The sequence below is a fragment of the Kitasatospora sp. NBC_01287 genome, from assembly GCF_026340565.1.
Taxonomy (GTDB): Bacteria; Actinomycetota; Actinomycetes; order Streptomycetales; family Streptomycetaceae; genus Kitasatospora.
The window spans coordinates 6,939,692-6,961,254 of the sequence record NZ_JAPEPB010000001.1 but is presented as its reverse complement, the minus strand read 5'-3'; the positions used below and the strand labels follow the sequence as shown (position 1 = coordinate 6,961,254).

22 protein-coding genes are annotated in these 21,563 nt (G+C 73.6%); 14 read left to right on the top strand and 8 right to left on the bottom strand.

All coding sequences use genetic code 11. The features are described 5' to 3' along the window. Nucleotides 1-11: 11 nt before the first annotated feature. Nucleotides 12-2,000, top strand: coding sequence for a heavy metal translocating P-type ATPase (locus OG455_RS30510; protein ID WP_266299234.1), 1,989 nt, complete (start codon nt 12-14; stop codon nt 1,998-2,000). A 188-nt stretch (nt 2,001-2,188) separates the two neighbouring features. Here OG455_RS30510 and OG455_RS30505 read toward each other — a convergent pair whose 3' ends face one another. Together OG455_RS30505 and OG455_RS30500 are read right to left on the bottom strand one after the other, a co-directional pair. Continuing rightward, the gene (locus tag OG455_RS30505) at nt 2,189-2,677 is read right to left on the bottom strand and encodes a hypothetical protein (RefSeq protein ID WP_266299232.1); all 489 of its coding nucleotides are present in this window, start codon (nt 2,675-2,677) and stop codon (nt 2,189-2,191) included. Nucleotides 2,678-2,899: 222 nt separating this feature from the next. Further along, nucleotides 2,900-3,322 carry a nuclear transport factor 2 family protein gene (locus OG455_RS30500; protein ID WP_266299230.1) on the bottom strand — a complete coding sequence of 141 codons (423 nt, stop codon included), beginning with the start codon at nt 3,320-3,322 and terminating at the stop codon, nt 2,900-2,902. Between the two features lie 171 nt (nt 3,323-3,493). Here OG455_RS30500 and OG455_RS30495 point away from each other — a divergent pair, with 171 nt between their 5' ends. Then, nucleotides 3,494-4,006: a MarR family winged helix-turn-helix transcriptional regulator gene (locus tag OG455_RS30495; RefSeq protein ID WP_266299228.1), complete on the top strand. Its 513-nt coding sequence runs from the start codon at nt 3,494-3,496 to the stop codon at nt 4,004-4,006. Continuing rightward, complete coding sequence (locus tag OG455_RS30490) at nt 3,997-5,325, top strand: MFS transporter (RefSeq protein ID WP_266299226.1); 1,329 nt, start codon at nt 3,997-3,999, stop codon at nt 5,323-5,325. The genes OG455_RS30495 and OG455_RS30490 overlap by 10 nt, the downstream gene beginning before the upstream one ends. Here OG455_RS30490 and OG455_RS30485 read toward each other — a convergent pair. Continuing rightward, nucleotides 5,317-5,991: a S1 RNA-binding domain-containing protein gene (locus OG455_RS30485; protein WP_266299224.1), complete on the bottom strand. Its 675-nt coding sequence runs from the start codon at nt 5,989-5,991 to the stop codon at nt 5,317-5,319. The genes OG455_RS30490 and OG455_RS30485 overlap by 9 nt on opposite strands. A gap of 98 nt (nt 5,992-6,089) precedes the next feature. Here OG455_RS30485 and OG455_RS30480 point away from each other — a divergent pair, with 98 nt between their 5' ends. Together OG455_RS30480 and OG455_RS30475 are read left to right on the top strand one after the other, a co-directional pair. Further along, nucleotides 6,090-6,578, top strand: a complete 489-nt coding sequence (locus OG455_RS30480; RefSeq protein WP_266299222.1) for a GNAT family N-acetyltransferase — start codon at nt 6,090-6,092, stop codon at nt 6,576-6,578. 89 nt (nt 6,579-6,667) lie between these two features. Beyond that, nucleotides 6,668-7,279, top strand: a complete 612-nt coding sequence (locus tag OG455_RS30475; RefSeq protein WP_266299220.1) for a TetR/AcrR family transcriptional regulator — start codon at nt 6,668-6,670, stop codon at nt 7,277-7,279. 7 nt (nt 7,280-7,286) lie between these two features. Here the strand turns inward: OG455_RS30475 and OG455_RS30470 are convergent, their stop codons facing one another. Next, on the bottom strand, nt 7,287-8,606 hold the full coding sequence (locus tag OG455_RS30470; RefSeq protein WP_266299218.1) for a protein phosphatase 2C domain-containing protein: 1,320 nt from the start codon (nt 8,604-8,606) through the stop codon (nt 7,287-7,289). A gap of 282 nt (nt 8,607-8,888) precedes the next feature. Here OG455_RS30470 and OG455_RS30465 point away from each other — a divergent pair, with 282 nt between their 5' ends. From OG455_RS30465 to OG455_RS30430, 8 genes are all read left to right on the top strand, one after another. Beyond that, complete coding sequence (locus OG455_RS30465; RefSeq protein ID WP_266299217.1) at nt 8,889-9,401, top strand: hypothetical protein; 513 nt, start codon at nt 8,889-8,891, stop codon at nt 9,399-9,401. A gap of 147 nt (nt 9,402-9,548) precedes the next feature. Continuing rightward, nucleotides 9,549-10,232 (top strand): DUF3105 domain-containing protein, encoded by a 684-nt coding sequence (locus OG455_RS30460; protein WP_266299216.1) that lies wholly within the window; start codon nt 9,549-9,551, stop codon nt 10,230-10,232. After that, nucleotides 10,232-10,999 carry a DUF305 domain-containing protein gene (locus tag OG455_RS30455; protein ID WP_266299215.1) on the top strand — a complete coding sequence of 256 codons (768 nt, stop codon included), beginning with the start codon at nt 10,232-10,234 and terminating at the stop codon, nt 10,997-10,999. Before OG455_RS30460 ends, OG455_RS30455 begins: the two co-directional genes overlap by 1 nt. A gap of 157 nt (nt 11,000-11,156) precedes the next feature. Next, nucleotides 11,157-11,765 carry a MarR family transcriptional regulator gene (locus OG455_RS30450; RefSeq protein WP_323185599.1) on the top strand — a complete coding sequence of 203 codons (609 nt, stop codon included), beginning with the start codon at nt 11,157-11,159 and terminating at the stop codon, nt 11,763-11,765. An 87-nt stretch (nt 11,766-11,852) separates the two neighbouring features. Then, the gene (locus OG455_RS30445) at nt 11,853-12,740 is read left to right on the top strand and encodes a LysR family transcriptional regulator (RefSeq protein ID WP_266299213.1); all 888 of its coding nucleotides are present in this window, start codon (nt 11,853-11,855) and stop codon (nt 12,738-12,740) included. A 287-nt stretch (nt 12,741-13,027) separates the two neighbouring features. Beyond that, nucleotides 13,028-13,810 carry a maleylpyruvate isomerase family mycothiol-dependent enzyme gene (locus OG455_RS30440; protein ID WP_266299211.1) on the top strand — a complete coding sequence of 261 codons (783 nt, stop codon included), beginning with the start codon at nt 13,028-13,030 and terminating at the stop codon, nt 13,808-13,810. 248 nt (nt 13,811-14,058) lie between these two features. Next, nucleotides 14,059-14,757: a DUF4097 family beta strand repeat-containing protein gene (locus tag OG455_RS30435; RefSeq protein WP_266299208.1), complete on the top strand. Its 699-nt coding sequence runs from the start codon at nt 14,059-14,061 to the stop codon at nt 14,755-14,757. Between the two features lie 78 nt (nt 14,758-14,835). Next, nucleotides 14,836-15,633 (top strand): alpha/beta fold hydrolase, encoded by a 798-nt coding sequence (locus OG455_RS30430; protein ID WP_266299206.1) that lies wholly within the window; start codon nt 14,836-14,838, stop codon nt 15,631-15,633. 24 nt (nt 15,634-15,657) lie between these two features. On the opposite strand, the gene OG455_RS30425 is transcribed toward OG455_RS30430, so the two are convergent. From OG455_RS30425 to OG455_RS30410, 4 genes are all read right to left on the bottom strand, one after another. Further along, nucleotides 15,658-17,283, bottom strand: coding sequence for a DNA-3-methyladenine glycosylase 2 family protein (locus OG455_RS30425; RefSeq protein WP_266299204.1), 1,626 nt, complete (start codon nt 17,281-17,283; stop codon nt 15,658-15,660). Nucleotides 17,284-17,399: 116 nt separating this feature from the next. Further along, complete coding sequence (locus tag OG455_RS30420) at nt 17,400-18,182, bottom strand: class I SAM-dependent methyltransferase (protein ID WP_266299202.1); 783 nt, start codon at nt 18,180-18,182, stop codon at nt 17,400-17,402. A gap of 94 nt (nt 18,183-18,276) precedes the next feature. Beyond that, nucleotides 18,277-19,374 (bottom strand): ribosome small subunit-dependent GTPase A, encoded by a 1,098-nt coding sequence (rsgA, locus tag OG455_RS30415; protein ID WP_266301014.1) that lies wholly within the window; start codon nt 19,372-19,374, stop codon nt 18,277-18,279. Nucleotides 19,375-19,720: 346 nt separating this feature from the next. Continuing rightward, entirely contained in the window at nt 19,721-21,013 is a 1,293-nt protein-coding gene (locus tag OG455_RS30410; RefSeq protein WP_323185652.1) for a YihY/virulence factor BrkB family protein, read from the bottom strand. A gap of 288 nt (nt 21,014-21,301) precedes the next feature. Here OG455_RS30410 and OG455_RS42265 point away from each other — a divergent pair, with 288 nt between their 5' ends. Continuing rightward, nucleotides 21,302-21,385, top strand: a complete 84-nt coding sequence (locus OG455_RS42265; protein ID WP_353963037.1) for a putative leader peptide — start codon at nt 21,302-21,304, stop codon at nt 21,383-21,385. Nucleotides 21,386-21,563 lie beyond the last annotated feature (178 nt).

The following is a 21,563-nucleotide window of genomic DNA, read 5'->3' as shown; positions in this document are numbered from 1 at the left end:
ACACCACCGCCATGTCCACGACCCTCACCGAGCGCCCGGCCCCGGCCGGGGCCCCGCGCGAGAGCCTCGCTCCCAGGCGTCGCACGCGCGTCTTCGCGCTGGCCGAGGCCCGCTGGGCCGCCGCCGCCACCGTCGCCTTCCTGATCGCCCTGCCGCTGCAGCTGACCGGCGCCCCCGCCTGGGCATGGGTGCCGATGTACGCGATCGCCTACGTCACCGGAGGATGGGAGCCGGCCCGGGCCGGGCTGGAGGCGCTGCGCGAGAAGACCCTCGACGTGGACCTGCTGATGATCGTCGCCGCGATCGGCGCGGCCTCGATCGGGCAGGTGATGGACGGCGCGCTGCTGATCGTCATCTTCGCCACCTCCGGCGCCCTGGAGGCGCTGGCCACCGCCCGCACCCGGGACTCGGTGCGCGGCCTGCTCGACCTCGCCCCCACCATCGCCACCCGCCTGCTGGACGACGGCGGCGAGGAGACCGTCGCCACCGAGGCCCTGGTGATCGGCGACACCATCCTGATCCGCCCCGGCGAGCGGGTCGGCGCCGACGGCCGCGTCCTGGACGGCGCCAGCGACGTCGACCAGGCCACCATCACCGGTGAGCCGCTGCCGGTCGCCAAGCAGGCCGGCGACGAGGTCTTCGCCGGCACCGTGAACGGCACCGGCGCGCTGCGGGTCAAGGTCGAGCGCGACGCCTCCGACTCGGTGATCGCCCGCATCGTCAAGATGGTCGAGGAGGCGTCCGAGACCAAGGCCCCCACGCAACTGTTCATCGAGAAGGTCGAGCAGCGGTACTCGCTCGGCATGGTCTTCGCCACCCTGGCCGTCTTCCTGATCCCGCCGGCGTTCGGCGCGGCCGTGACCGGCTCGCTGCTGCGCGCGATGACCTTCATGATCGTCGCTTCGCCGTGCGCGGTCGTGCTGGCCACCATGCCGCCGCTGTTGTCCGCGATCGCCAACGCCGGACGCCACGGCGTGCTGGTGAAGTCCGCCGTCGTCATGGAGCGGCTGGGCCAGGTCGACGCGGTCGCCCTGGACAAGACCGGCACCCTGACCGAGGGCACCCCCCGCGTCACCGACATCCGCCCGCTGGCAGGGTCGGGCCTCTCGGACGACGAGCTGCTGGCGCTGGCGGCGGCGGCCGAGCACCCCAGCGAGCACCCGCTGGCCCGCGCCATCGTGGGCGCCGCCTGCGAACGCGGCCTCGATGTTCCCGCGCTGGAGGGCTTCACCTCCGCCCCTGGCATCGGGGTGACCGCCACCGTCAACGGTGACGCGGTCGCCGTTGGCGCCCCGGCCCGGCTGCTGAACGGCGCCACCGACGCGCTTTCCGCGAAGGCGACCGCCGTCGCGGAGGAGCTGGAGCATGGTGGGCACACCGCCGTGCTGGTCGAGCGGCGCGGTAGGCCGGTCGGCGTGCTGGGCATCGCGGACCGGCTGCGGCCGGACGCCGCCGCCACCGTCGCCGCCCTGGCGAGGCTGACCGGCAGCACGCCGATGCTGGTGACCGGCGACAATCCGCGTGCCGCCGCCCGCCTCGCGGCCGAGGTCGGCATCACCGATGTCCGCGCCGGGCTGCTGCCCCAGGACAAGGTCACCGCCGTCCAGGAGCAGGAGAAGGCCGCCCGCAAGGTGCTGGTGATCGGCGACGGTGTCAACGACGCCCCCGCGCTGGCCGCCGCCCACACCGGCATCGCGATGGGCCGCGCCGGCTCGGACCTCGCGCTGGAGACCGCGGACGCGGTCATCGTCCGCGACGAGCTCGCCACCGTCCCCACCGTGGTCGCCCTGTCCCGCAGGGCCCGCCGGTTCGTGGTGCAGAACCTGGTGATCGCCTCGGTGTTCATCTCCGGCCTGGTGATCTGGGACCTGGTCGGCCACCTGCCGCTGCCGCTCGGCGTGCTGGGCCACGAGGGCTCGACCGTCATCGTCGGCCTGAACGGCCTGCGGCTGCTGCGCGAGAGCGCGTGGAAGCGCGCCGGCGCAGAAGGCTCGAAGTGAGCAAGCACGGAGCCACCGGGCCGCCTCCACCACCAAGGTGGGGCGGGCCCCCTGCCCGGTCACGGTCTGCCGAGGCCGAGAGCATGTGAACCGAGCAAGGCAAGTTGGCGGAGCATGATCCGCCGCACGGCCGCACGGCCGCTCGATCATCGGCCTTCGGCCGATCCGGCAGTGCCGCGCCCGCTTCGCTACACCTGGCCGTCGTCCTCCTCCTCGTCGTAGGGCTCCTCGGGCGGGGGCGCGAGCACCATCGGCCAGTCGTCGTAGGTCGCGATCAACTCGTCCAGTGGAATGTCCAGGCTGGTGGTGAAGACGGCGGTCCCCTCGGACAGTCGTACGGACGCGTCCGGAGCGGCCGCTGTCCGCGCGCGCAGGACCACCACGGCCTCCGGGTCGACGGCCGACCGGTCGGTGAAGTCGGCGGGGTCCACGCGGACCGCGAGCAATGTGCCCGGGTAGAGGGCGACGGCGACCGCCAGTTGGCCGCCGTCGCGTACGTGCTCGACCCAACCGTCGGTCTGCAACAGGCAGGCCCACCCGTTCACCTCGTGGCAGTAGGTGCCGAGCCGGGCCACGGCGCGCTCCCCGGGAGTGCCCTCGGGGTCGACGACGAGGACGGCGACGGGCACGTCCGGTTCGTCGGGGTCCAGGCCGGAACGTATGTGCAGGCGGGCCATCGGCACCTCCAGGTCGCAGCAGGTCGGGCACCAGTACACATCCCGCCAACGACACTGCGGCAACGGGCCGGTGTCACGCGGCGCCCCGGGATTCCCGACACGCCGGACGAGTCCAGGCGACTACGGACGGCCACTGTCGTAGCGCCCCGCCCCGAGAATTGGCGACAGTTGAACAGGCGACCTCACCAGGCATCAAGACCGGGAGCGGCCGGGCGGGGGTGACTACTGGGCCCCGCCGAAGACCGCGCGGTGTCCGCGCGCCGTGTCCATGTACTCGCGGACGCGGTGGATCAGTCCGTCGCGGAGCTCGAAGACCAGGCAGTAGTCGTTGGCGTAGTGGTTGCCGTTGGCGAGCGTCGCGGTCATGGTCTCTTCCACGATCACCCGCTCGCCGTCGGCGTGGAACCCGTGGAAGGTGACATTGACGTCACTGACGAACAGGCGGGGGAAGTCCTCGGCGAGGAACCGTGCGATCGCCGCCCTGCCGACCATGTGACTGGGGCAGTCCAGCGCGGTGGCCGTCGCGTTGCCCGGAGGTGCCAACCACTCGGCGTCCTCGGTGAACACTTCGGAGATCCGATCGGCGTCGTGGCTAGCGAACGCCTTCCAGGCGTGCTGAACGGTGTCGCGGCTGCGTTGGGTCATGCCGGCGAGCGTAGAGCGGCGTGGGCGGGCTGTACTGGCGGTTTTCGGACAGTGTCACCTGACGGCAGGACAGGTTCGGCGCCCCGCGGCGCCGTACCGCCGGAAGGCGTGACGGCATCGTTGGCAGCGCGATTATGACAGCACTTATATAAGCACTGTTACGATGCGTCCATGGCCGACACCGCCCCACCCGACACCCCGCCCGACCCCACCGAGCAGAGCCTCTGGCGCCCGCTGCGGCTGCTCCAGGGCGCGATGGACGCCGACATCGCGCGGATCTACGCGGAGGCGGAGATCGACGGGGTGCGGCCGAGCTTCGTGATGGAGCTGATCCGGCTGCACACCCGGGGGCCGATGACCATCACCGAGCTGGCCGAGTCGGTGCAGCGCACGCACTCGGCGCTCAGTCAGAAGGTCGCCGCGATGCGCGCGGCCGGCCTGGTGCGGACCGTGCCCGGCGCCGACGCCCGCAGCAAGAAGGTCGCCCTGACACCGAAGGCCCGCCGGATCGTGGCCCGGTTGGCCGCGGAGTGGCAGGCCACCGAGGCCGCGCTCGCCGAGATCGAGGCGGAGATCCCCTACCCCCTCAGCCAGGTGGTCGGCGACATCGAGCAGGCCCTGCGGCGCAGGAGCTTCCACGACCGGATCGCCGAGAAGCTCGCGGAGGACCCACGGTGGACCTGACACGTCGTCCGGCCCTGAAACGCTTACCAGCCCTGAGCCGCGTACTGATCGACATCTCGCCGCTGCGGACCTCGCCCGCGTTCCGGCGACTGTGGATCGGGCGGACCTGCTCGGGGCTCGGCAGTCAACTGACCGTCGTCGCGGTGATGTTCCAGGTCTGGCAGACCACCGGCAGCACCGCCTGGACCGGCGCGGTCGGCCTGGCCCAGGCCCTTCCGCTGATCGCGTTCGGGCTCTTCGCCGGGTCGCTGGTCGACCGGGTGGACCGGCGCCGGCTCTACCTGGTCACCAACGCCGGCCAGGCCGCCTGCTCGGTCCTGCTGGCCGTCCAGGGTCTGTTCGGCCACCTGCCGGTGGCCGGGTTGCTGCTGCTGGTCGCGGCGCAGTCCTGCTTCGGCGCAGGCGGCGGCCCCGCCTCCCGCACCTTCATCCCGCGGCTGCTGCCGAAGGACCGGCTGGCGGCCGGGCTCGCACTCCAGCGGATCTCCTTCCAGGGCGCGATGCTGCTGGGGCCGGCCCTGGGCGGGCTGGTCCTCGGGCAGTTCGGCGTCGGCGGGTGCTACCTGGTCGACGCGGTGACCTTCGGGGCGTCGTTCTACGGCGCGTTCGGGCTGCCGCCGATGCGACCCGAAGGGGAGCCGTCCCGACCGGGCCTGGCCGGCGTGCTGGACGGCCTGGCCTTCATGGCCCGCAGCGCGCCGGTGCGCGGCGCGCTGCTCACCGATCTGGCCGCCACCGTGCTGTCGATGCCGATCAGCCTCTTCCCGCTGGTCAACGCCGAACGGTTCCACGGCGACCCGCGCACCCTCGGGCTCTTCCTGAGCGCCATCGCGGTGGGCGGGGTGGCCGCGTCCGTGCTGTCGGGCGCGATGATCCGACTGGCCCGCCCGGGCCTGCTGATGCTCGGCGGGGCGGCGGTGTGGGGAGCGGCGCTGGCGCTCTTCGGGCTGTCGGACAACCGGTGGGTCGGGCTCGGCTTCCTGGTGCTGGCGGGCGCGGCCGACACGGTCTCCGTCGTTTCCCGCAGCACGATCGTCCAACTGCACACCCCGAACGCCATGTTGGGCCGGGTCAGCGCCGCCGAACAGGTCGTCGGCCAGGCCGGCCCCGACCTCGGCAACCTGCGCGGCGGCCTGCTGGCGGGCTGGACCTCGGGCGCCACCGCGCTGGTCAGCGGCGGTCTGCTCTGCCTCGGGGCCGTCGCGGCGATCGGTGCGGCCACACCCGGCCTGCGCCTGGTCGGCCCGGACGACTCCGAGCGGCAGCAGGCGCGAGCCCAGGGCCCGGCGGCCCCGACGGCCCCGACGGTGTCAGGCTGAGTCGGGCGGCCGGGCGGCGCCCAGGCGGCAGGAGAGGGCCAACCGGCGGCGCTCGCGGTCGAGTTCGATGACGGCCACGCTGATCCGGTCGCCGACCCGGACGACGTCCTCCGGCGCGGCCACGGGTGTCCGGCTGAGTTCGTCGAGGTGGACCAGCCCCTCGATCCCGTCGGCGACCCGGACGAAGGCGCCGAACGGGACCAGCTTGGTGACCACTCCGTCCAGGAGCCGCCCCACCGCGACGCTGTCGGCGAACGCCTGGAACGGGTCGGGCCGCGTCGCGCGCAGGGAGAGCCGGGCCTCCCCGTTCCAGGTGTCGAACTGGAGGAACTCGCAGGAGACGCGCTCGCCGACCTGGACGATGTCGGTCGCCGCCTCGAAGTGACTCCAGGAGAGCTCGGGATACGTGATGAACCCGACCCCGGCGAAGAGCGGGTGCTCGGGTCCGTCGTCCAACGCGACGAAGACGCCGAAGCGTTCGATGGCGGCGACCGTGCCGGAGAGGATCTCGCCGAGGCTCAGCGACTTGAGGAACGCCCAGAGCTCGGGGTGCTCGGTGGCGGCCATCGACAGCTCGACCGGGCCGCCGTCCAGATCGACCGAGACCACCTCGGCGGTGATCCGTTGCCCGACCCGCACGGCCTGATCGTCCGTCGCTTCGTCCACGCGGCGCAGTCTCCCAGGCGCGCCGGTGATCGCGGTAGGTCGCGACCCGCGCCGAAACGGGTTGGCGGGTCCGGGGTCCGGCGGACATCCTTGTCCGCATGCTGATCAGAGAAGCCGTCGCCGAGGACTGGGCCGCCATCTGGCCGTTCTTCCACGAGATCGTCGCCGCGGGCGAGACCTTCACCTACCCCGTCGACCTCACGCGGGAGCAGGGTCGGGACTGGTGGCTGCTGCCGGCTCCGGACCGTACGGTCGTCGCCGTCGACGACGACGGTGCGGTGGTCGGCACCGCGAAGATGAACACCAATCAGCGGGGCAACGGCTCCCACGTCGCGAGCGCCAGCTACATGGTCGACCCGGCGCACTCCGGGCGGGGCGTGGGACGGGCGCTGTGCGAGTACACCGTGGCGTGGGCGCGGGCGGCCGGGTTCCGGGCGATGCAGTTCAACGCGGTGGTCGAGACGAACACGCACGCGGTGGAGCTCTACCGGTCGCTGGGCTTCGAGGTGCTGGGCACGGTACCGGAGGGCTTCCGGCACCCGGCGCGGGGATACGTCGGGTTGCACGTCATGCACCGCGTCCTCTGACAGCGCCGTAGGGTGAAGGGCGATCGGTCCGGATCCGTCCGGACCCACCCGCCCCACCCGCCCCACCAGCGCCGCAAGGAGCCCGCAGCATGGCAGAGCCCCGTCCCCGGCGACCGGCGCGCCCGCGGGAGGAGGTGCTCGCCGTCGCGATGGGGGCGATCGCGGAGCACGGGCTGGCGAAGCTGACCATGGCGGGGCTGGGGCAGCAGCTGGGGATGAGCGCGGGGCATCTCCTCTACTACTTCGGGAGCAAGGACCAGCTGCTGCTGGAGACGCTGCGGTGGAGCGAGGAGCAGCTCGGCGAGCGGCGGCGGGTGGCGCTGGGGCGGCCGGGGCTGACCGCGTGGGAGCGGTTCGGGGCGTACGCGGAGCTGTACCTGGCCGATGGGCCGGGCGATCCGCGGTGGATCCTCTGGGTCGAGGTCTGGGGGCGCTCTCCGTCCAGTGCGGAGATCCGGCAGGGGCAGCTGGCGATCGAGGCGCCCTGGCAGGCGGACCTGGCGGCGCTGATCGAGGACGGGGTGGCCCGGGGCGAGTTCCGGGCCGGGCCGGCCGGGGAGCGGGCGGCGCAGCTGCGGGCGGTGCTGGACGGCTTCTCGGTGCCGCTGGCGATCGGCCTGCCCGGGGTGGCGCGGGAGCGGTCGGCGGCCCAGGTGCGGGCGGTGGCGGCCGCCGTCCTGGGTACGGCACAAGAGATCTGACGGACCGTCAATCGCTCCAGAGCGCGACCGCGGTGCGGTCGTCGGCGTAGCCCTTGGCGCGGACCTGGACCTGGCGCAGGAAGTCGACCGTGCCCGGCGGGTGCGGGTGGGACCAGTGGCCGGCCAGGAAGTGCGCGACGGCGGGCTCCTCGGCGATCGGCTCGGCCAGGCCCGGCGAGCAGAGCAGCAGGATGTCGCCGGGGCCGGCCGGGATCAGCCGGAACCGGAACGGGCGCGGCTCGGGAACGGTGGTCGGGCCGTCCGGGTGGTGCAGCAGGCGGGCAGCGTAGGCGTCGATCCAGTGCCCGGCCCGCAGCAGGTAGAGGCCGCCGGGGCCCACGCCGAACGCGGCCCGGTGGGTGGCCCGCGGATCGAGCGGGACCAGCAGGCAGTGCAGCGACCCCGTGTCCGGGGCGAGCGCGCGCAGGCCGGCGGCGGCACCGGTGGTCAGGCGCTGGAGTCCGTAGCGGAGCCGGTCGCGGGCACCTTCGCGCAGGTCGGCGGCGAGCTCGGCGCGGCTGCGGCCGATCGCCTCCGCCAGGTGCGCGGCGGCCGACCGGACGGTGTCGGACGGCTGCTGCTCGGCGGCCGTGGCGGGGGCGTCCTGGTCGGCACGCGGATCGACGCGGGGGCGGGCGCGGCTGCCGATGACGGCGAGCAGCAGGCCGTCCGGGGCGTCGCCGAAGCGGGTGACGAGCAGCGCGTCGCCGCGCGGTGCGCCGCGGTGGCGGGCGGAGTCGCCCCGCACGGAGGCGGCGCGCAGGGTGAGGCCGGGGTACTGGGCGCCGTCGAGGGCGGTGTCGGGGACGATCGCGGCGACCCGCTCGGGGTGGGCTGCGGGGAGCAGCGTGGGTTCGTAGCCGTAGGCGGGCGGCCGGGTGGGAGCGGGGGCGGGGATGTCCGTGAGGGTGGGAGTGGGAGTGGGAGTAGGGGCGGGCGCGGGCTTCGCGGGGGCGGCGGGCTTGGTGAGGTCGAGCTTCGGCAGCGCGGGCTCGGGCTCGGGAGCAGGAACAGGAACAGGAACAGGAACGGAGACCGGCTCAGGAGCGGGCTCGGGCTCGCGCTCGACGGCCTCCGCCTCCGCCTCCGCCGCCACAGCTTCCGCCTCGCCTGCCACCTGCCGCTGCTGCCCGATCAGCCCCACCGCCGAGGCGATCGAGTCGAACCAGTCGTCGACGCTCTGCGCGCCACCGCCGGCCCGCGGGGTGTCGGGCAGCCGACCGGCCGGGCCCTCGTACACCTCGGTCCACCAACCGTCCTCGGGCGCACCGTCCTTGGGCGTCCCCTCGTCGGGGCGACGCTGCGCGGGGGCGCCCTGGTCGGTCATCTCTCGGCTCCTCGTTCGTGGCTGGCGGGCGGACCGTCACCTGCGGAGGCGGGCCACCTGGTCATTCTGCCCACGGCGCCGGTCGCTGTCCGGGGATTCGCGCGGATTCGCCACGATGACGCCGATCAAGCGAGGAGCGGGCGGATTAAACCGAAAGTAGCGACCCATCGGGGGGACCCCTTAGGCCGTCCGGCTGATTAATATGTGCGCATGACCGCGCCAGGGCCTCTCCGACCGACGCCGGGGAGCGCCGTTACCGTTGGCCACCCGAGTGGCGCGTCCTTGGTCCTGCCACTGATCGGTCTACTGGTCGCCCTGCTGGTCGCGATTCCCTGCGCGGGATCGGCGCGGGCCGCGACCCCGCCGCCGCCCGCGCCGGTGAAGGGCCTGGTGAAGGGCCTGGTGAAAGGCCCGGTGAAGGGCCCGGTGAAGGACCCCGCGCAGACCACCCGCGCCACACCGGCCGACCACGCCACACCGACCAGCCGCGCCACCGACACCGCGCACACCGCGCACACCGCCAAGGCCGGCGCCCACCGCGCCGCCGGGCTGTCCCTCGCCCCGGTGACCCTGTGCGCCCTCGACAGCTCCGACCCCCGACCGGGCGACGGCTGCTCCAGCCACTCCTTCGGCGGCCAGGACGCGCAGCTGCCGAACGCGCCTCCGCAGCCCGGCCCGACAAACCTGCCGCTGCTGGTGGCCGTCCACCCGGTGCCGGCGAGCGGCTTCCCGAGTACGGGCCCGGGGTCGGCGCCCGCTCCTGATCTCCACCTGCTCCAGGTCAACCGGACCTGAGCGGAACCCCCGCCGGTCCTGGCACCAGCCGCGCGACGCGAGTCCCGCACCGCGCACCGGGCGTCCGGCCGGTGGTCTCCACCTCCCCTGTTACACCTCATTCCGCCGTGCCCGAGCAGAGCACCGGCGGGGACAAGGAAGATTTCCGTGGGTTCCGCCTCCAAGCAGACCAACAACGCCAAGCCGGGCAACAAGGCGAGCGGCAAGCAGACGGCGGCCGACCGCCGCGAGCGGATCGCGCAGCTGCGGGCCGAGGAGCAGCGCCGCGAGAAGCGCATGCGGTTCATCGCGATATCAGTGGCGTGCGTGCTGATCGCGGGTACCGCCGGCGCCGGTTACTTCATCGTCTCGAACGCCAACAAGAAGCACGACAAGGAGGTCGCGGCCGCCAAGGCACCGATCCCCGGTGTGAAGACGTGGAGCAACCTGACGCGCAACCACGTGCAGGGGACGGTCAACTACGCGATGACCCCGCCGGTCGGCGGCGACCACAACCCGGTCTGGCTGACCTGCATGGGCAACGTCTACGACAAGCCGGTCACGAACGAGAACGCCGTCCACTCGCTGGAGCACGGCGCGGTCTGGGTGACGTACAACGGCAAGGCCACCGCCGACGACATCAAGACGCTGTCGGACAAGGTGAAGGTGACCCCGTACTCGATGATGAGCCCGTACCCGACCGAGACGGGCACCATCACGCTCAACGCGTGGGGCACCCAGCTGGTGGTGGACAGCGCCACCGACCCGCGGGTCAACGAGTTCTTCACCAAGTACGTCCAGGGTCCGCAGACCCAGGAGCCCGGCGCCTCCTGCAGTGACGGAGCCATGTGATGACGGCCGCGCAGCCGCCCGGGGGCGAGGCGCTCACCCCGGACGACCTGGCCGGGCCGGACATGCCGGCCGCCCTGGACGACACGGACGGGCCGGCCCCCTGGGACGAGGCCTCCCCCGCCGCGCCCAGGCGCCGCCGTACCCTCTGGTGGCCGGCCGCGCTGGCGGCGGCGGTGGCGCTCTGCCTGGGCGTGCCGGCGCTGGTGGCAGGGGGCTCCTCGGCCTCCGGTTCGGTGACGGCCGCGCCGGCCTCCGACTCACCGGACGCCGGGTTCGCGCGGGACATGGCGACGCACCACCAGCAGGCGATCGACATGTCGTTCATCATCCGGGACCGGACCTCGAACGCCGAGGTGCGCGGGCTGGCCTTCGACATCATCAACACCCAGGCGAACCAGCGCGGCATGCTGATGGGCTGGCTCAGCCAGTGGGGGCTCAGCCAGAGCTCCTCGGCCGCGCCGATGGCCTGGATGAAGATGACGCCGTACCCGGCGCACGACGGCTCGCTGATGCCCGGGATGGCCACCAACACCCAGCTCGCCCAGCTGCAGCAGCTCAGCGGCACGGCGGCGGAGGTCTTCTACCTGCAGCTGATGGTCCAGCACCACACCGGCGGGGCCGCGATGGCCCAGGGCTACGTGGACGTGGCGAAGAACCCGGTGGAGAAGGCGCTCGCGCAGTCGATGGTGACCGCGCAGACCTCGGAGATCCAGCTGATGACCAGCATGCTCGCCGAGCGCGGCGCCAAGCCGCTGCCGACCAGCTGAGCTGCTGAGCTGCTGAGCTGCTGGCTGCGAGCCGCTGACGGGTGCTCAGTGCGGCGCCCGCCGGTCCGACCTCCTCGGACCGGCGGGCGCCGCACCGCGTTCACCCCTTCGCCATGCCGCCTCCAGCACCCTGCCACGACCCGATACGCTGTCGCCCATGTCCGCCGTGTCCCGCCCCGTGCCGTCCAGCGATCTGCCCGCCACCGGAGCGTCCGAGCCGACCGAACCGACCCAGCCGAGCGACCCGACCCAGCCGAGCGCCCCGAGCGACCCGAGCGGACTGGCCGAGGCGCTGGCCGTGGTGCGGGCCCAGCGGCTGACCGACGTCGTCACCCGGCTGCGGCGGGCACTGCGCAGCAGCATCAGGACCGACTACCCGTGGGAGTCGCTGCCGATGGCGCAGGTGGAACTGCTCCAGACGCTGGCCGCCGCCCCGCTGCGGGTCGGCGAGCTGGCAGCGCGGCAGCGGTTGGCGCCGAACACCGTCAGCGGCCTGGTCGGCAAGCTGCTGGACGCGGGCTTCGTGGACCGCCAGGCCGATCCCGGCGATCGCCGCACCGCCCGGATCGGGCTGACCGCGGCGGGCCACCAGCAGTTGGAGGACTGGCAGCGCGCCCACGAGCGCCGGATCGCCGGCGCCCTGGCCACCCTCTCCCCGGCCGACCACGACGCGGTGATCGCCGCCCTGCCGGGCCTGGAGCAGCTCGCCACGGCCCTGGCCGCCGGCGGCTCCGCCGAGGCGCCGGACGACCTCGAAGCCCCGTAACCCCGCCGACCTGCATAGACTTCGCACGGGCCCGGTGACGGCCCGGTGACGGCACGGCGGCCGTCGAAGGGGCGAGGGGGCGCGCTGGTGGAACTGAGGGACATCGAGATCTTCCTGACGCTGGCCGAGGAGCAGCACTTCGGCCGGACCGCCCAGCGGCTGTTCGTCTCCACGTCCCGAGTCAGTCAGGCCATCAAGCTGCAGGAACGGGCCATCGGCGGCAGTCTGTTCGAGCGGACCAGCCGTTCCGTCCGTCTGACGCCGCTCGGTCAGCAGTTGCGCGACGACATGGCTCCCGCCTACCGGGATCTGAACGAGTCGATCGCGCGCGCCCGGTTGGCGGCCCGAGGGGTCAGCGGCCGGCTGCGCGTGGGCATGATGCCGCTCAACATCGTGGACCTGCACGTCTACTGGAAAGAGTTCCGGCGGCGCAATCCGCACTGTGAGCTGCAACTGCGCGTGTCGACGGTCGTGGATCCGTTCGCCGACCTCCGTAGTGGCCAGTACGACGTCTTCGTGGCGTGGCTGCCGGTGGAGGAGGAGGACCTGACGGTCGGCCCGACGCTGCTCACCGACCCCCGGCTGCTCGCCGTGGCCGACGATCACGTGCTGGCCGGGCGCACCTCCGTCGGGGTGGAGACGCTGGCCGACTTCCCGCACGTCTCGGCCCCGCTGGCGCTGGACTACTGGGAGGATGCCTACTTCCCTTTCAACACCCCCCGCGGTCGACGGCTGGAGCGCGTCCACCCGGTGGCCACGGTCCAGGACGTCGTCGACCTGGTCGGCATGGGCGAGACCGTCCAGATCTATCCGACGCACGTCACCCGGTACTGGACCTTGCCGAACATCCGCTGGCTGACGCTTCCCGACCTCTCCTCGCTGTCCTTCGCGCTGATCTGGCGGACCGAGGCGGAGAACGATCTCATCCGCTCCCTCGCCGACACCGTCCGCGATCTCGGCACGCTTTCGTTCTAGATGTTGCGGTTGTCGGCAGCAGGGGGGATGGGCATCGGCAGCAGACTGTGTAAGGCCGCTTCCGGAGCTGGGAGTTGGACGGGACCGGAGCGGCTGTCCACCGCGATCTCGGCCGAGGCCGAGGCGGCCGGAGCGATCGGGGGGCGTGGTTCTGTCGCCCGGAACGCGGGGCTCGGCTGTGGCGTACCGAAAGCCCGAGCGTGGGCTCGCCCGGGCCGGAGTTCCCGGCCGTATCGGCTGGGAAATCCGCTGTCGGGCGAATGGATCAGGGTGGTAGAACTACCGCCGTGCACAAGACTCTGGAGTTTCCCGAGCTGCTACGGCTGATCGACGAACGTTCAACCGCCTTCCGCGCCGCGATCGCCGTCGCGCCCAGCCTCGACCTGCCCGTGCCGACCTGCCCCGGGTGGACGCTGTTCGACCTGGTGCAGCACATCGGCGAGGGCCGCCGCCGCTGGGCCGCCACCGTCGCCGCCGGGCCGGACGCCACGTCCAGGACCCCGGCCCAGGGTGACGCGGTCGCGCCGCAGGAGCGCGAGGACGTGCTGGCCTGGCTGGCCGCCTCGACCGAGCTGTTGCTGGCGGCCCTGCGGGAGGCCGGTCCGGACCGGGGCTGCTTCACCGGCTGGGGTGTCACGCAGACGCCGCACACTGCCGGCGGCGTCGCCCGGCACCAGGTCCAGGAGATCGCGGTGCACACCTACGATGCCCAGCTCACCGTGGGCGACTCGGCCTCACTGCCTGTCGAGGTGGCGCTCGACGGTGTCGAGGAGAGCCTGTTCATCGCCAGCTTCACGAGGAGTGCCTGGCCGCACAAGCCCACCGCCTTCGACTTCCACGCCACCGAGGACCGCTCCTGGCGCCTCACGGTCGACGGCGACGGCGCACGGACCACCCGGCTGCCCGCCATCGGCGAGGCCCCGGAAGCGGCAGGCCTCTCCATTCGCGGCACGGCCAGTGATCTGGTCCTCTGGCGGTACGACCGCATTTCGGCGGACTCCCTGCAACTCGACGGGGACCCGGAGCTGCTCGACCTGCTCTTCGCCTGGGAACCGGAGGACTGGGCGTGACGACAGGCCACCGCGTACGAACCTGTCGCTGAATCGCGAACGGACTCGCGCCGAACATCGGCCGCGCCGTGGCGCCCGCCGATCGGCATCGCTCCCTGATCGCCTACGATCACTGACCCCTTGGAATTGATCATCCAGCAGGCGCCGGTCCATGGCGGCCCTCCTGGCAGGTCCGTGAACACCGGTGTTAACGACCGTTGAGGGAATGCTCGTTGTTCCCGCCGCTGATCCCTCAGATGCTGGACGTCATGAACACCACCTCAGCAACTGCGGTAAGCACGACGCGGAAATTCGACACCCCCACACCGATTGCGGCCGTCCTCGACATCCCCGCGGGGCGTCTGACGTTCATCGCCACCGACCGGTCCGACAGCACGGTCGAGGTCCGGCCCGCCGACCCCGACAGCGCTCGTGACGCGAAGGCGGCGCAGGAGATCACCGCCGAGTACGGGGACGGCGTCCTGCGGATCCAGGCCCCGGCGAAGGACCGGCCCCTGGGCCCCTCCGGGTCCGCCGAGGTGACGGTCCACCTGCCCGTCGGCTCGCGGGTCGAGGCGAAGGCGGCAGCCGCCGAGGTCCGCACCACGGGACGGCTCGGCGAGGTCGCCTTCGAGGGCGCGCACGGCTGGATCAAGCTCGCCGAGGCCGACAGCGCCCGCCTCACCCTCCTCGCCGGCGACGTCCAGGTGGGCCGCCTGGGCGGCGCCGCGGAGATCAGCACCGGCAAGGGCGACATCCGGATCGACCAGGCCGTGCGCGGCACCCTCGTGCTGCGCACCGAGCACGGCGCGATCTCGGTGGCCGCCGCCGCCGGAGTCCCGGCCCGCCTGAACGCCGGTGCCTCCTACGGTCGGATCCACAACGCGCTGCGGAACACCGAAGGCGCCGCCGAACTGGACATCCACGCCACCACCACCTACGGCGACATCACCGCCCGCAGCCTGTGACAGCGGGGCCGGCACGTCCGCACCACCCCACCCACCGCTCCCCCTGAGCTGCTCCGAACCCTGGCGAAAGGCAAAGCCATGACCACCGAGAGATCCCCCTGGACCGGAATGGTGCCGGTCGAGGACACCGCGCTGGCCGTGACCGACACCGGCGGCCCCGGCCGCCCCGTGATCTACCTCAACGGCTCCTACGCCGTCCGGAAGCACTGGCGGGGCGTCATCGACGACCTCGGCACCGGCTACCGGCACATCACCTTCGACGAACGCGCCCGCGGTGCGTCCAAGGGCTCGCGGGACTACTCCTTCGACGCCTGCGTCCGCGACATCGACGCGATCCTGGAGGCCCGGGGCGTGGAGCGGCCGATACTGGTCGGCTGGTCCTACGGGGCGGCGGTGGCGGTGCACTGGGCCGACCGCAACCCCGACCGCGTCGCCGGGGTCGTGTCGGCGGACGGGGCCGTCCCCTTCGGCCTCACCGACGAGGAGGGCCAGGAGCGGATCCGGCGCTTGTTCCGGAAGATGCGCTGGCTGCTGCCGATCGTGCGTCCGCTAGGCATGGCCGCGCGGATGAGCGCCGATGAGCACGCCGAGTTGAACATCGAGCTCAACGCGATCTGCGCCGCCCTGGCGCCGCTGCTGGAGCGCCTGAGCTGTCCGGTGCGCTACGTCCTGGCCACTGGTGCCAGCCTCGGCTCCAGCCACGAGGTGATGGAGCAGATGCGGGCCTCACTGGATCCGGTGCTCGCCCGCAACCCGAACCTCACCGTCAGCGCCAAGGTCTCCAGCAACCACTCGAAGATCCTGCGCGACGACTCCCGAGCCGTCGCCCAGGCGGTCCGCGAACTCGTGGACACTCCCGTCCATGCGAACGCCTGAGCCACGACCGGCCTACCCCGCGGCCTACCCGGCCTCCCCCAGCAGCGCCCACAGCTGGTGGACCGCGTACGAGCGCCAGGGCGCCCACTGGGCGGCGGCCAGCGCGGCGGCCTTCGGGTCGCCGGGCAGGCCCAGGCGCTCCAGCCCGTGGCGGACCCCGACGTCGCCAGGCAGGAAGACGTCCGGGTCGCCCAGTGCCCGCATCCGCAGGTAGCCGACCGTCCAGGGGCCGATCCCGCGCAGCGCCAGCAGCTGGGCGGCGGCCTGCTCCCGGTCCACCCCGGCGTCCAGCCGCACGGTGCCGTCGGCGAGCGCGGCGCACAGGCCGCGCAGCGCGTTCTGCCGGGAGACGGGCATCGCGAGGTCGGCCGGGTCGGCGGTGGCCAGCGCCTCGGCGGTGGGGAAGAGCACGGTGAGGCCGCCGCTCCGCTCTTCCTGGGCCGCCGCGCTGCCCGCCGTCCCGGAGGTGCCTCCGGAGAGCGGCGCGCCGTAGCGCACCGCCAGCCGGCCGGCCAGGGTGCGGGCGGCGGCGACGGTGATCTGCTGGCCCAGCACCGCCCGTACCGCCAGCTCGTGCGGGTCGACGTGGCCCGGTGAGCGCAGCCCGGGGCGGCGGGCGACGACCGGGCCGAGCGCGGGGTGGCGGCCGAGCTGGTCGGCCACCGTCTGCGGGTCGGCGTCCAGGTCGAAGAGGGCGCGCAGGCGGTGCACGGCGGTGGTCAGGTCACGCAGGTCGGTCAGCCGCAGGCGGCAGTCCAGCCAACCCCGGTCGGCAGGCACGCCCGCGGCCCGTCCGGCCGCTCCCGGGCGCGCCTCCCGGGCGGTGACCGCGAGCGGGTCGACCTGGAGGGAGCCGACGGGGAGCGAGTCGACGGGGAGCGAGTCGACCTCGGCGATGGCGTGGCCGTGCGGCAGCACGAGGGTGCGGCGGTAGGTGCGCACGCCGCGCCCGCCGGGGACCACCTCCTCCACGCCGGGGACGGCGCGCAGCGCGAGGAAGTCCATCAGGTGCTCGGTGTCGATCGGGCCCCGGTAGGCCAGCCGCAGGCTCAGGCTGCCGGGGGACGGCACGACCGACCGCGCGCCGCGCCCCCGCACCTCGGCCCGCAGGCCGCTCGGCGTGCGGTCGTACACCTCCCGCACGGTGTCGTTGAACTGCCGCACGGAGGCGAACCCGGCCGCGAACGCGACTTCGGTGACCGGCAGTTCGGTGGTCTGCAGGAGCAGCCTGGCGGCCTGCGCACGCTGCGCGCGGGCCAGCGCGATCGGCCCGGCGCCGAGTTCGGCGGTCAGCTGCCGCTGCACCTGCCGGGCGCTGTAGCCGAGCCGGGTGGCCAACCCGGCGACGCCCTCGCGGTCCACCACGCCGTCGCCGATCAGCCGCATCGCCCGGCCCACCAGGTCGGCCCGGTGGTTCCACTCCGGCGAACCGGGCACCGAGTCGGGGCGGCAGCGGCGGCAGGCCCGGAAGCCGGCGCCCTGGGCGGCCGCCGCCGTGGGGTAGAAGGTGCAGTTGACCCGCTTGGGGGTGACCGCCGGGCAGCTCGGACGGCAGTAGATGCCGGTGGTGGTCACCGCCGTGAAGAAGACCCCGTCGAAGCGGGAATCGCGGCTGTCCACCGCTCGGTAGCGCGTCTCATCATCGATCACGCCGTCCAGTCTGCTCCTCGTACGGACCACTTCCTGGCGGAAATCGGACGTGGCCGTGCCCGACCGCGAATGGCGCTGCCCGACCGCGGGTGAAACGGCCGGGCCGAGCGCCGGGGTCAACCGAGCCGGGCGCGGACGAGCCGGGGCCAGCCGAGCCGGGCGCGGACGAGCCGGGGCCAGCCGAGCCGGGCGCGGACGACGAGGAAGGGCGGCAGGCCCGCCCGCCGTGGTTGCTCGGCCAGCACGAGCGGGCCCGGCGCCGGCTCGCCGACGGCTTCGAGTCGGAACCCGTGTCCGAGCAGCGCGGTCAGACAAGTGGCAAGCGTCCGGTGCTGGTTGCCGGCCCGGCGGACTCCGTGCGGGTTGTCGGAGCGCCAGAACCCCTCGGTGCGGTAGTCGCCGACCACCCGGCGCTCCGTCCCGTCCGCCGTCCGCGTCCAACCGGCTTGCGGCGCCTCGAAGCAGGGGTGCGGGACGGTGAGCACGAGCGCGCCGCGCGGCGTCAGGACGCGGCGCACGGCCGCGAGCGCGGCATCGAGGTCGGGCACGTTGTTGAGCGACAGGCCCGCGGTCACCCACTCGACGCAGCCGTCGGCGACCGTGCCCAACACCGTGCCGTCGTCCACCGCGTAGGCCACGGTGCCGGGCTCGCCGCCCCCGGCGGCCCGCGCGTGCTCGATCATGCGCGGCGCCGGGTCCACGCCCAGCACGCGGGCCCCGCGGGCGGCCACGGCGCGGGCGATGATGCCCTCGCCGCAGCCGAGGTCGAGCACCCGCTGCCCGGTTAGTCGGGCGGGGAGCTGGTCGAGCAGCACCTCGCGGTTGAAGGCGTGCAGGGCGGAGCCGGTGCGGATCCGCTCCGCGTACCAGTCGGCGATGCTGTCCCAGGTATCGGTCATCAAGACCCGCACGCTACGCGGACACCGCCGTTGGCCACCAGTCGTTTTGACGAACCATCAGCGACACCCGGCCGCCCCGCCCCGCCCGGCCGCCTCAGGGGCGCACCCGGTCCCGGGCGCCCTTGGTGCGCAGCTTCCACACCCGGGCCCGCTCGGCGGCCAGCCGGGCGTCGGTGCGGGAGGCGATCCACGCGTTCTCCCGCTGGAGCTTCAGGTAGCTCTCCATCCGGCGCTGCGCGAGGGTGCCGTCGGCCAGCGCGCCCTGGACCGCGCAGCCGGGCTCGCTGGTGTGGGAGCAGTCGTCGAAGCGGCACCGCTCGGCGAGTTCCTCGATCTCGGCGAAGGCGCGGGCCAGGCCCTCGCCACCGAAGAGGCCGACACCGCGCAGGCCGGGGGTGTCGATCAGCACGCCGCCGCCCGGCAGCGCGAACAACTCGCGCGTGGTGGTGGTGTGCCGGCCCTTCTGGTCGGCGTCGCGGGTGCGCTGCACGGTCATCACCTCGGCGCCGGTCAGCGCGTTGGTGAGGGTGGACTTGCCGGCCCCGGACTGGCCGATCAGCGCCGCGGTGGTGCCCAGGCAGGCGCGCAGCACGTCCAGGCCCGCACCGGTCTCGGCGCTGACCACCAGCACGGTGACGCCGGGCGCGGCCCGTTCGACGTCCTCGCGGATGAACTCGGCATCGGTCACCAGGTCGGCCTTGGTCAGCGCGACCACCGGCTGGGCGCCGCTCTCCCAGGCGAGCGCGACGAAGCGCTCGACCCGGTCGATGTCGGGGTCGACGGCCAGCGAGACGGCGATCAGCACGGTGTCCACGTTGGCGGCGAGCACCTGGCCCTCGGAGGCCTTGCCCGCGCTCTTGCGGATGATCGCGGTGGCGCGCGGCAGCACCGCGCTCACCACCGGCAGGGGCTCGGCGGCCAGGTCGAGCGCCACCCAGTCCCCGGTGCACGGGTTCTCGGCGGTCTCGGCGCCGGTGACCGGGCGGGTGCCGGCGCGGACGGTGCGGACCGTGCCCGTCCCGGCGTCGGCCACCAGGACGTCGGCCCGGCCGCGGTCGACCCGGGCGAGCCGGCCGGGGGTCAGCCCGGCCTCGGCGAGCGGCGCGAACAGCTCGGCCAGCTCGGCGGTCCAGCCGTAGCCGGCCAGCGGGGAGCCGGACAGCGGGGAGCCGGGCAGCGAGGAGCCGGACAGCGGGGAGGCCGCAAGATCGGAAGAGGTGGAATCGGAGGAGAGTGCGTCGAACAACGCGGTGAGGCCCTTCGGGAGGAAAGCGGGGAGTACCCGATCCCGGGGCTGAGCGATCGTCAGCCGGCAGCCGGGAAGGAGCGGAGGATCCGGGGGCTGCGCTGGGCAACCGTGAGCGCGACAACAGTCATGGCCCACCTCCTGCTTCTCTTCCGGGACGGTCGTGGCGACCGCCCTGCCGGTGACCTGCGCGGGCAGCCTAGAGCAGCCCGCACCGCGCCCGCACCCCAATTAACCGGATCCCGCGGCCACTCGGCCGAAACCGGCAGCCGCCCCGCTCACCCGCGCCCCGCTACCCCCGCCCCGGGTCCCACGGCGGCCGCGGCGGGTAGCTCGGCAGCGCGGAGTCCACCGGCCCCAGCTCGCCCGGGAAGCGCCCGTCCGAGGCCCACGGCTCGGCCGGCCGCTCGGCCGGGTCCCGCGGCTCGGCGGGGTGGTGGGCGGGCGGCCGCGGCAGCGGCGGCGCGGGCCGGTCGCTGTCCGGCGGGGGCGGCGGCGTGCGCCTGGCCCGCCCGCGCAGCCCGGCCAGCCGCCCGCGCAGGTCGCCGGGGGCCCGGAAGTCGGCCCAGCGCTCGGGGTACTCCGAGGGCGCCTCGTCCTCGCCGCCGGCGCCCTCCTCGCCCTCCTCGTCCTCGACGCCTTCGGCCAGCCCCAGCTCGCGGGCCCGCAGCGCCCGCTCGGCGACCCGGCGGGCACCGGCCTCTCGGACCAGCGCGGCGGCGACCTGCTCGCCGACCCGCTCGTTCTCGGCGCGCGCGTCCGCGGTCTCCGCGCTCGGCCAGCGGCGGTCTATCGCGGCGTTCATCGCGGCGCCGATCAGCACCGCGAGCGCCAACACGAAGATCCACAGCAGCACGGCGATCGGCGCGGCGAGCGAGCCGTAGATGGTCTTGCTGCCCTCGACCGAGTGGACCAGGTAGAGCCGCAGCACCAGGCTGCAGATCACCAGCATGCCGAGCGCGACCAGGGCGCCGGGGATGTCCTCGCGCCAGGGCGTGCGGGCCGGGACGGAGAGGTGGTAGAGCGTGGTCAGGAAGACGATCAGCAGCAGGATCGCCACCGGCCAGTACAGCGCGCTGACCACCCCGGCGATGCCGGGCACCGCCGAGACCACCAGACCGGGCCCGGCGATCAGCAGCGGCAGCACCAGCGAGCCGATGACCAGCGCGCCCAGGTAGAGGGCGAGCGACATGGACCGGGTCTTGACGATGCCGCGCTTGCCGTCCAGGCCGTACATCACGGTGATGGTGTCGATGAAGATGTAGAGCGCCCGGGAGCCGGACCAGAGCGAGATCAGGAAGCCGATCGAGATCAGGTCGGGGCGCGGGCTGTTGAAGACGCCTGCCAGCAGCGGCTTCACGGTCTGCTCGATCGAGGAGGGCGAGAGCACCGTGCCGGCGGCCGACAGGATGTCCTGCTGGAGCTTCTGGATGGTGCCGGCGCCGAGCAGGTCGTCCAGGTAGCCGAGGGTGCCGGCCAGGCAGAGCAGCAGGGGCGGGATCGAGAGCAGGGTGAAGAAGGCGGCCTCGGCGGCCAGCCCGGTGACCCGGTACTCGACGCAGGTGTTGGTGGTGTCCTTGATCAGCGCCCAGGCCGTGCCGCGCCAGGCCGACTGCCGGGCCGCCCGCCGGGCGCCCTTGCCCCGACGCCGGGAGGGCCGCTCCGCCCCCGCTCTGCTGGTCTCACCTGGTGCCTGCACACGCATACGGTATCGGGCGGGCCCGACGGCCCCGCGCCCGACGAGCGCGGTGGGGCGGACCGGCGCGGCGCCGCAGACTGCGGACCGGCGCCCGCATCTCACGATGCGGAACAAAGTGGTCCGCATCGTGGACGTTAGTGGACCGGGCCTCGCTCGGCGTGCGAATCTCTTGCCATGCCTAGCGCCGGAACCACCCTGGTAGGTCGACTCCACGTCGATCTCCTTCGCGTGTCCAGCGCCATGTGTCCGGTGATCTGAGCCCCACCCCAGCCGCCACCACCGCACCCGGCGCCACCTCGCCGCCGGCCCCGCCGACGCGGCCGCGCGAGCACTCGGGGCCACGATCACCACCACCCCCCGCCTGCCGGAAAACCGCAGGTCGGCGCAGGTGAGCAGGTCGTGGCCCGGGATCAGCGCAGCTTCCCGCACCAGAGCC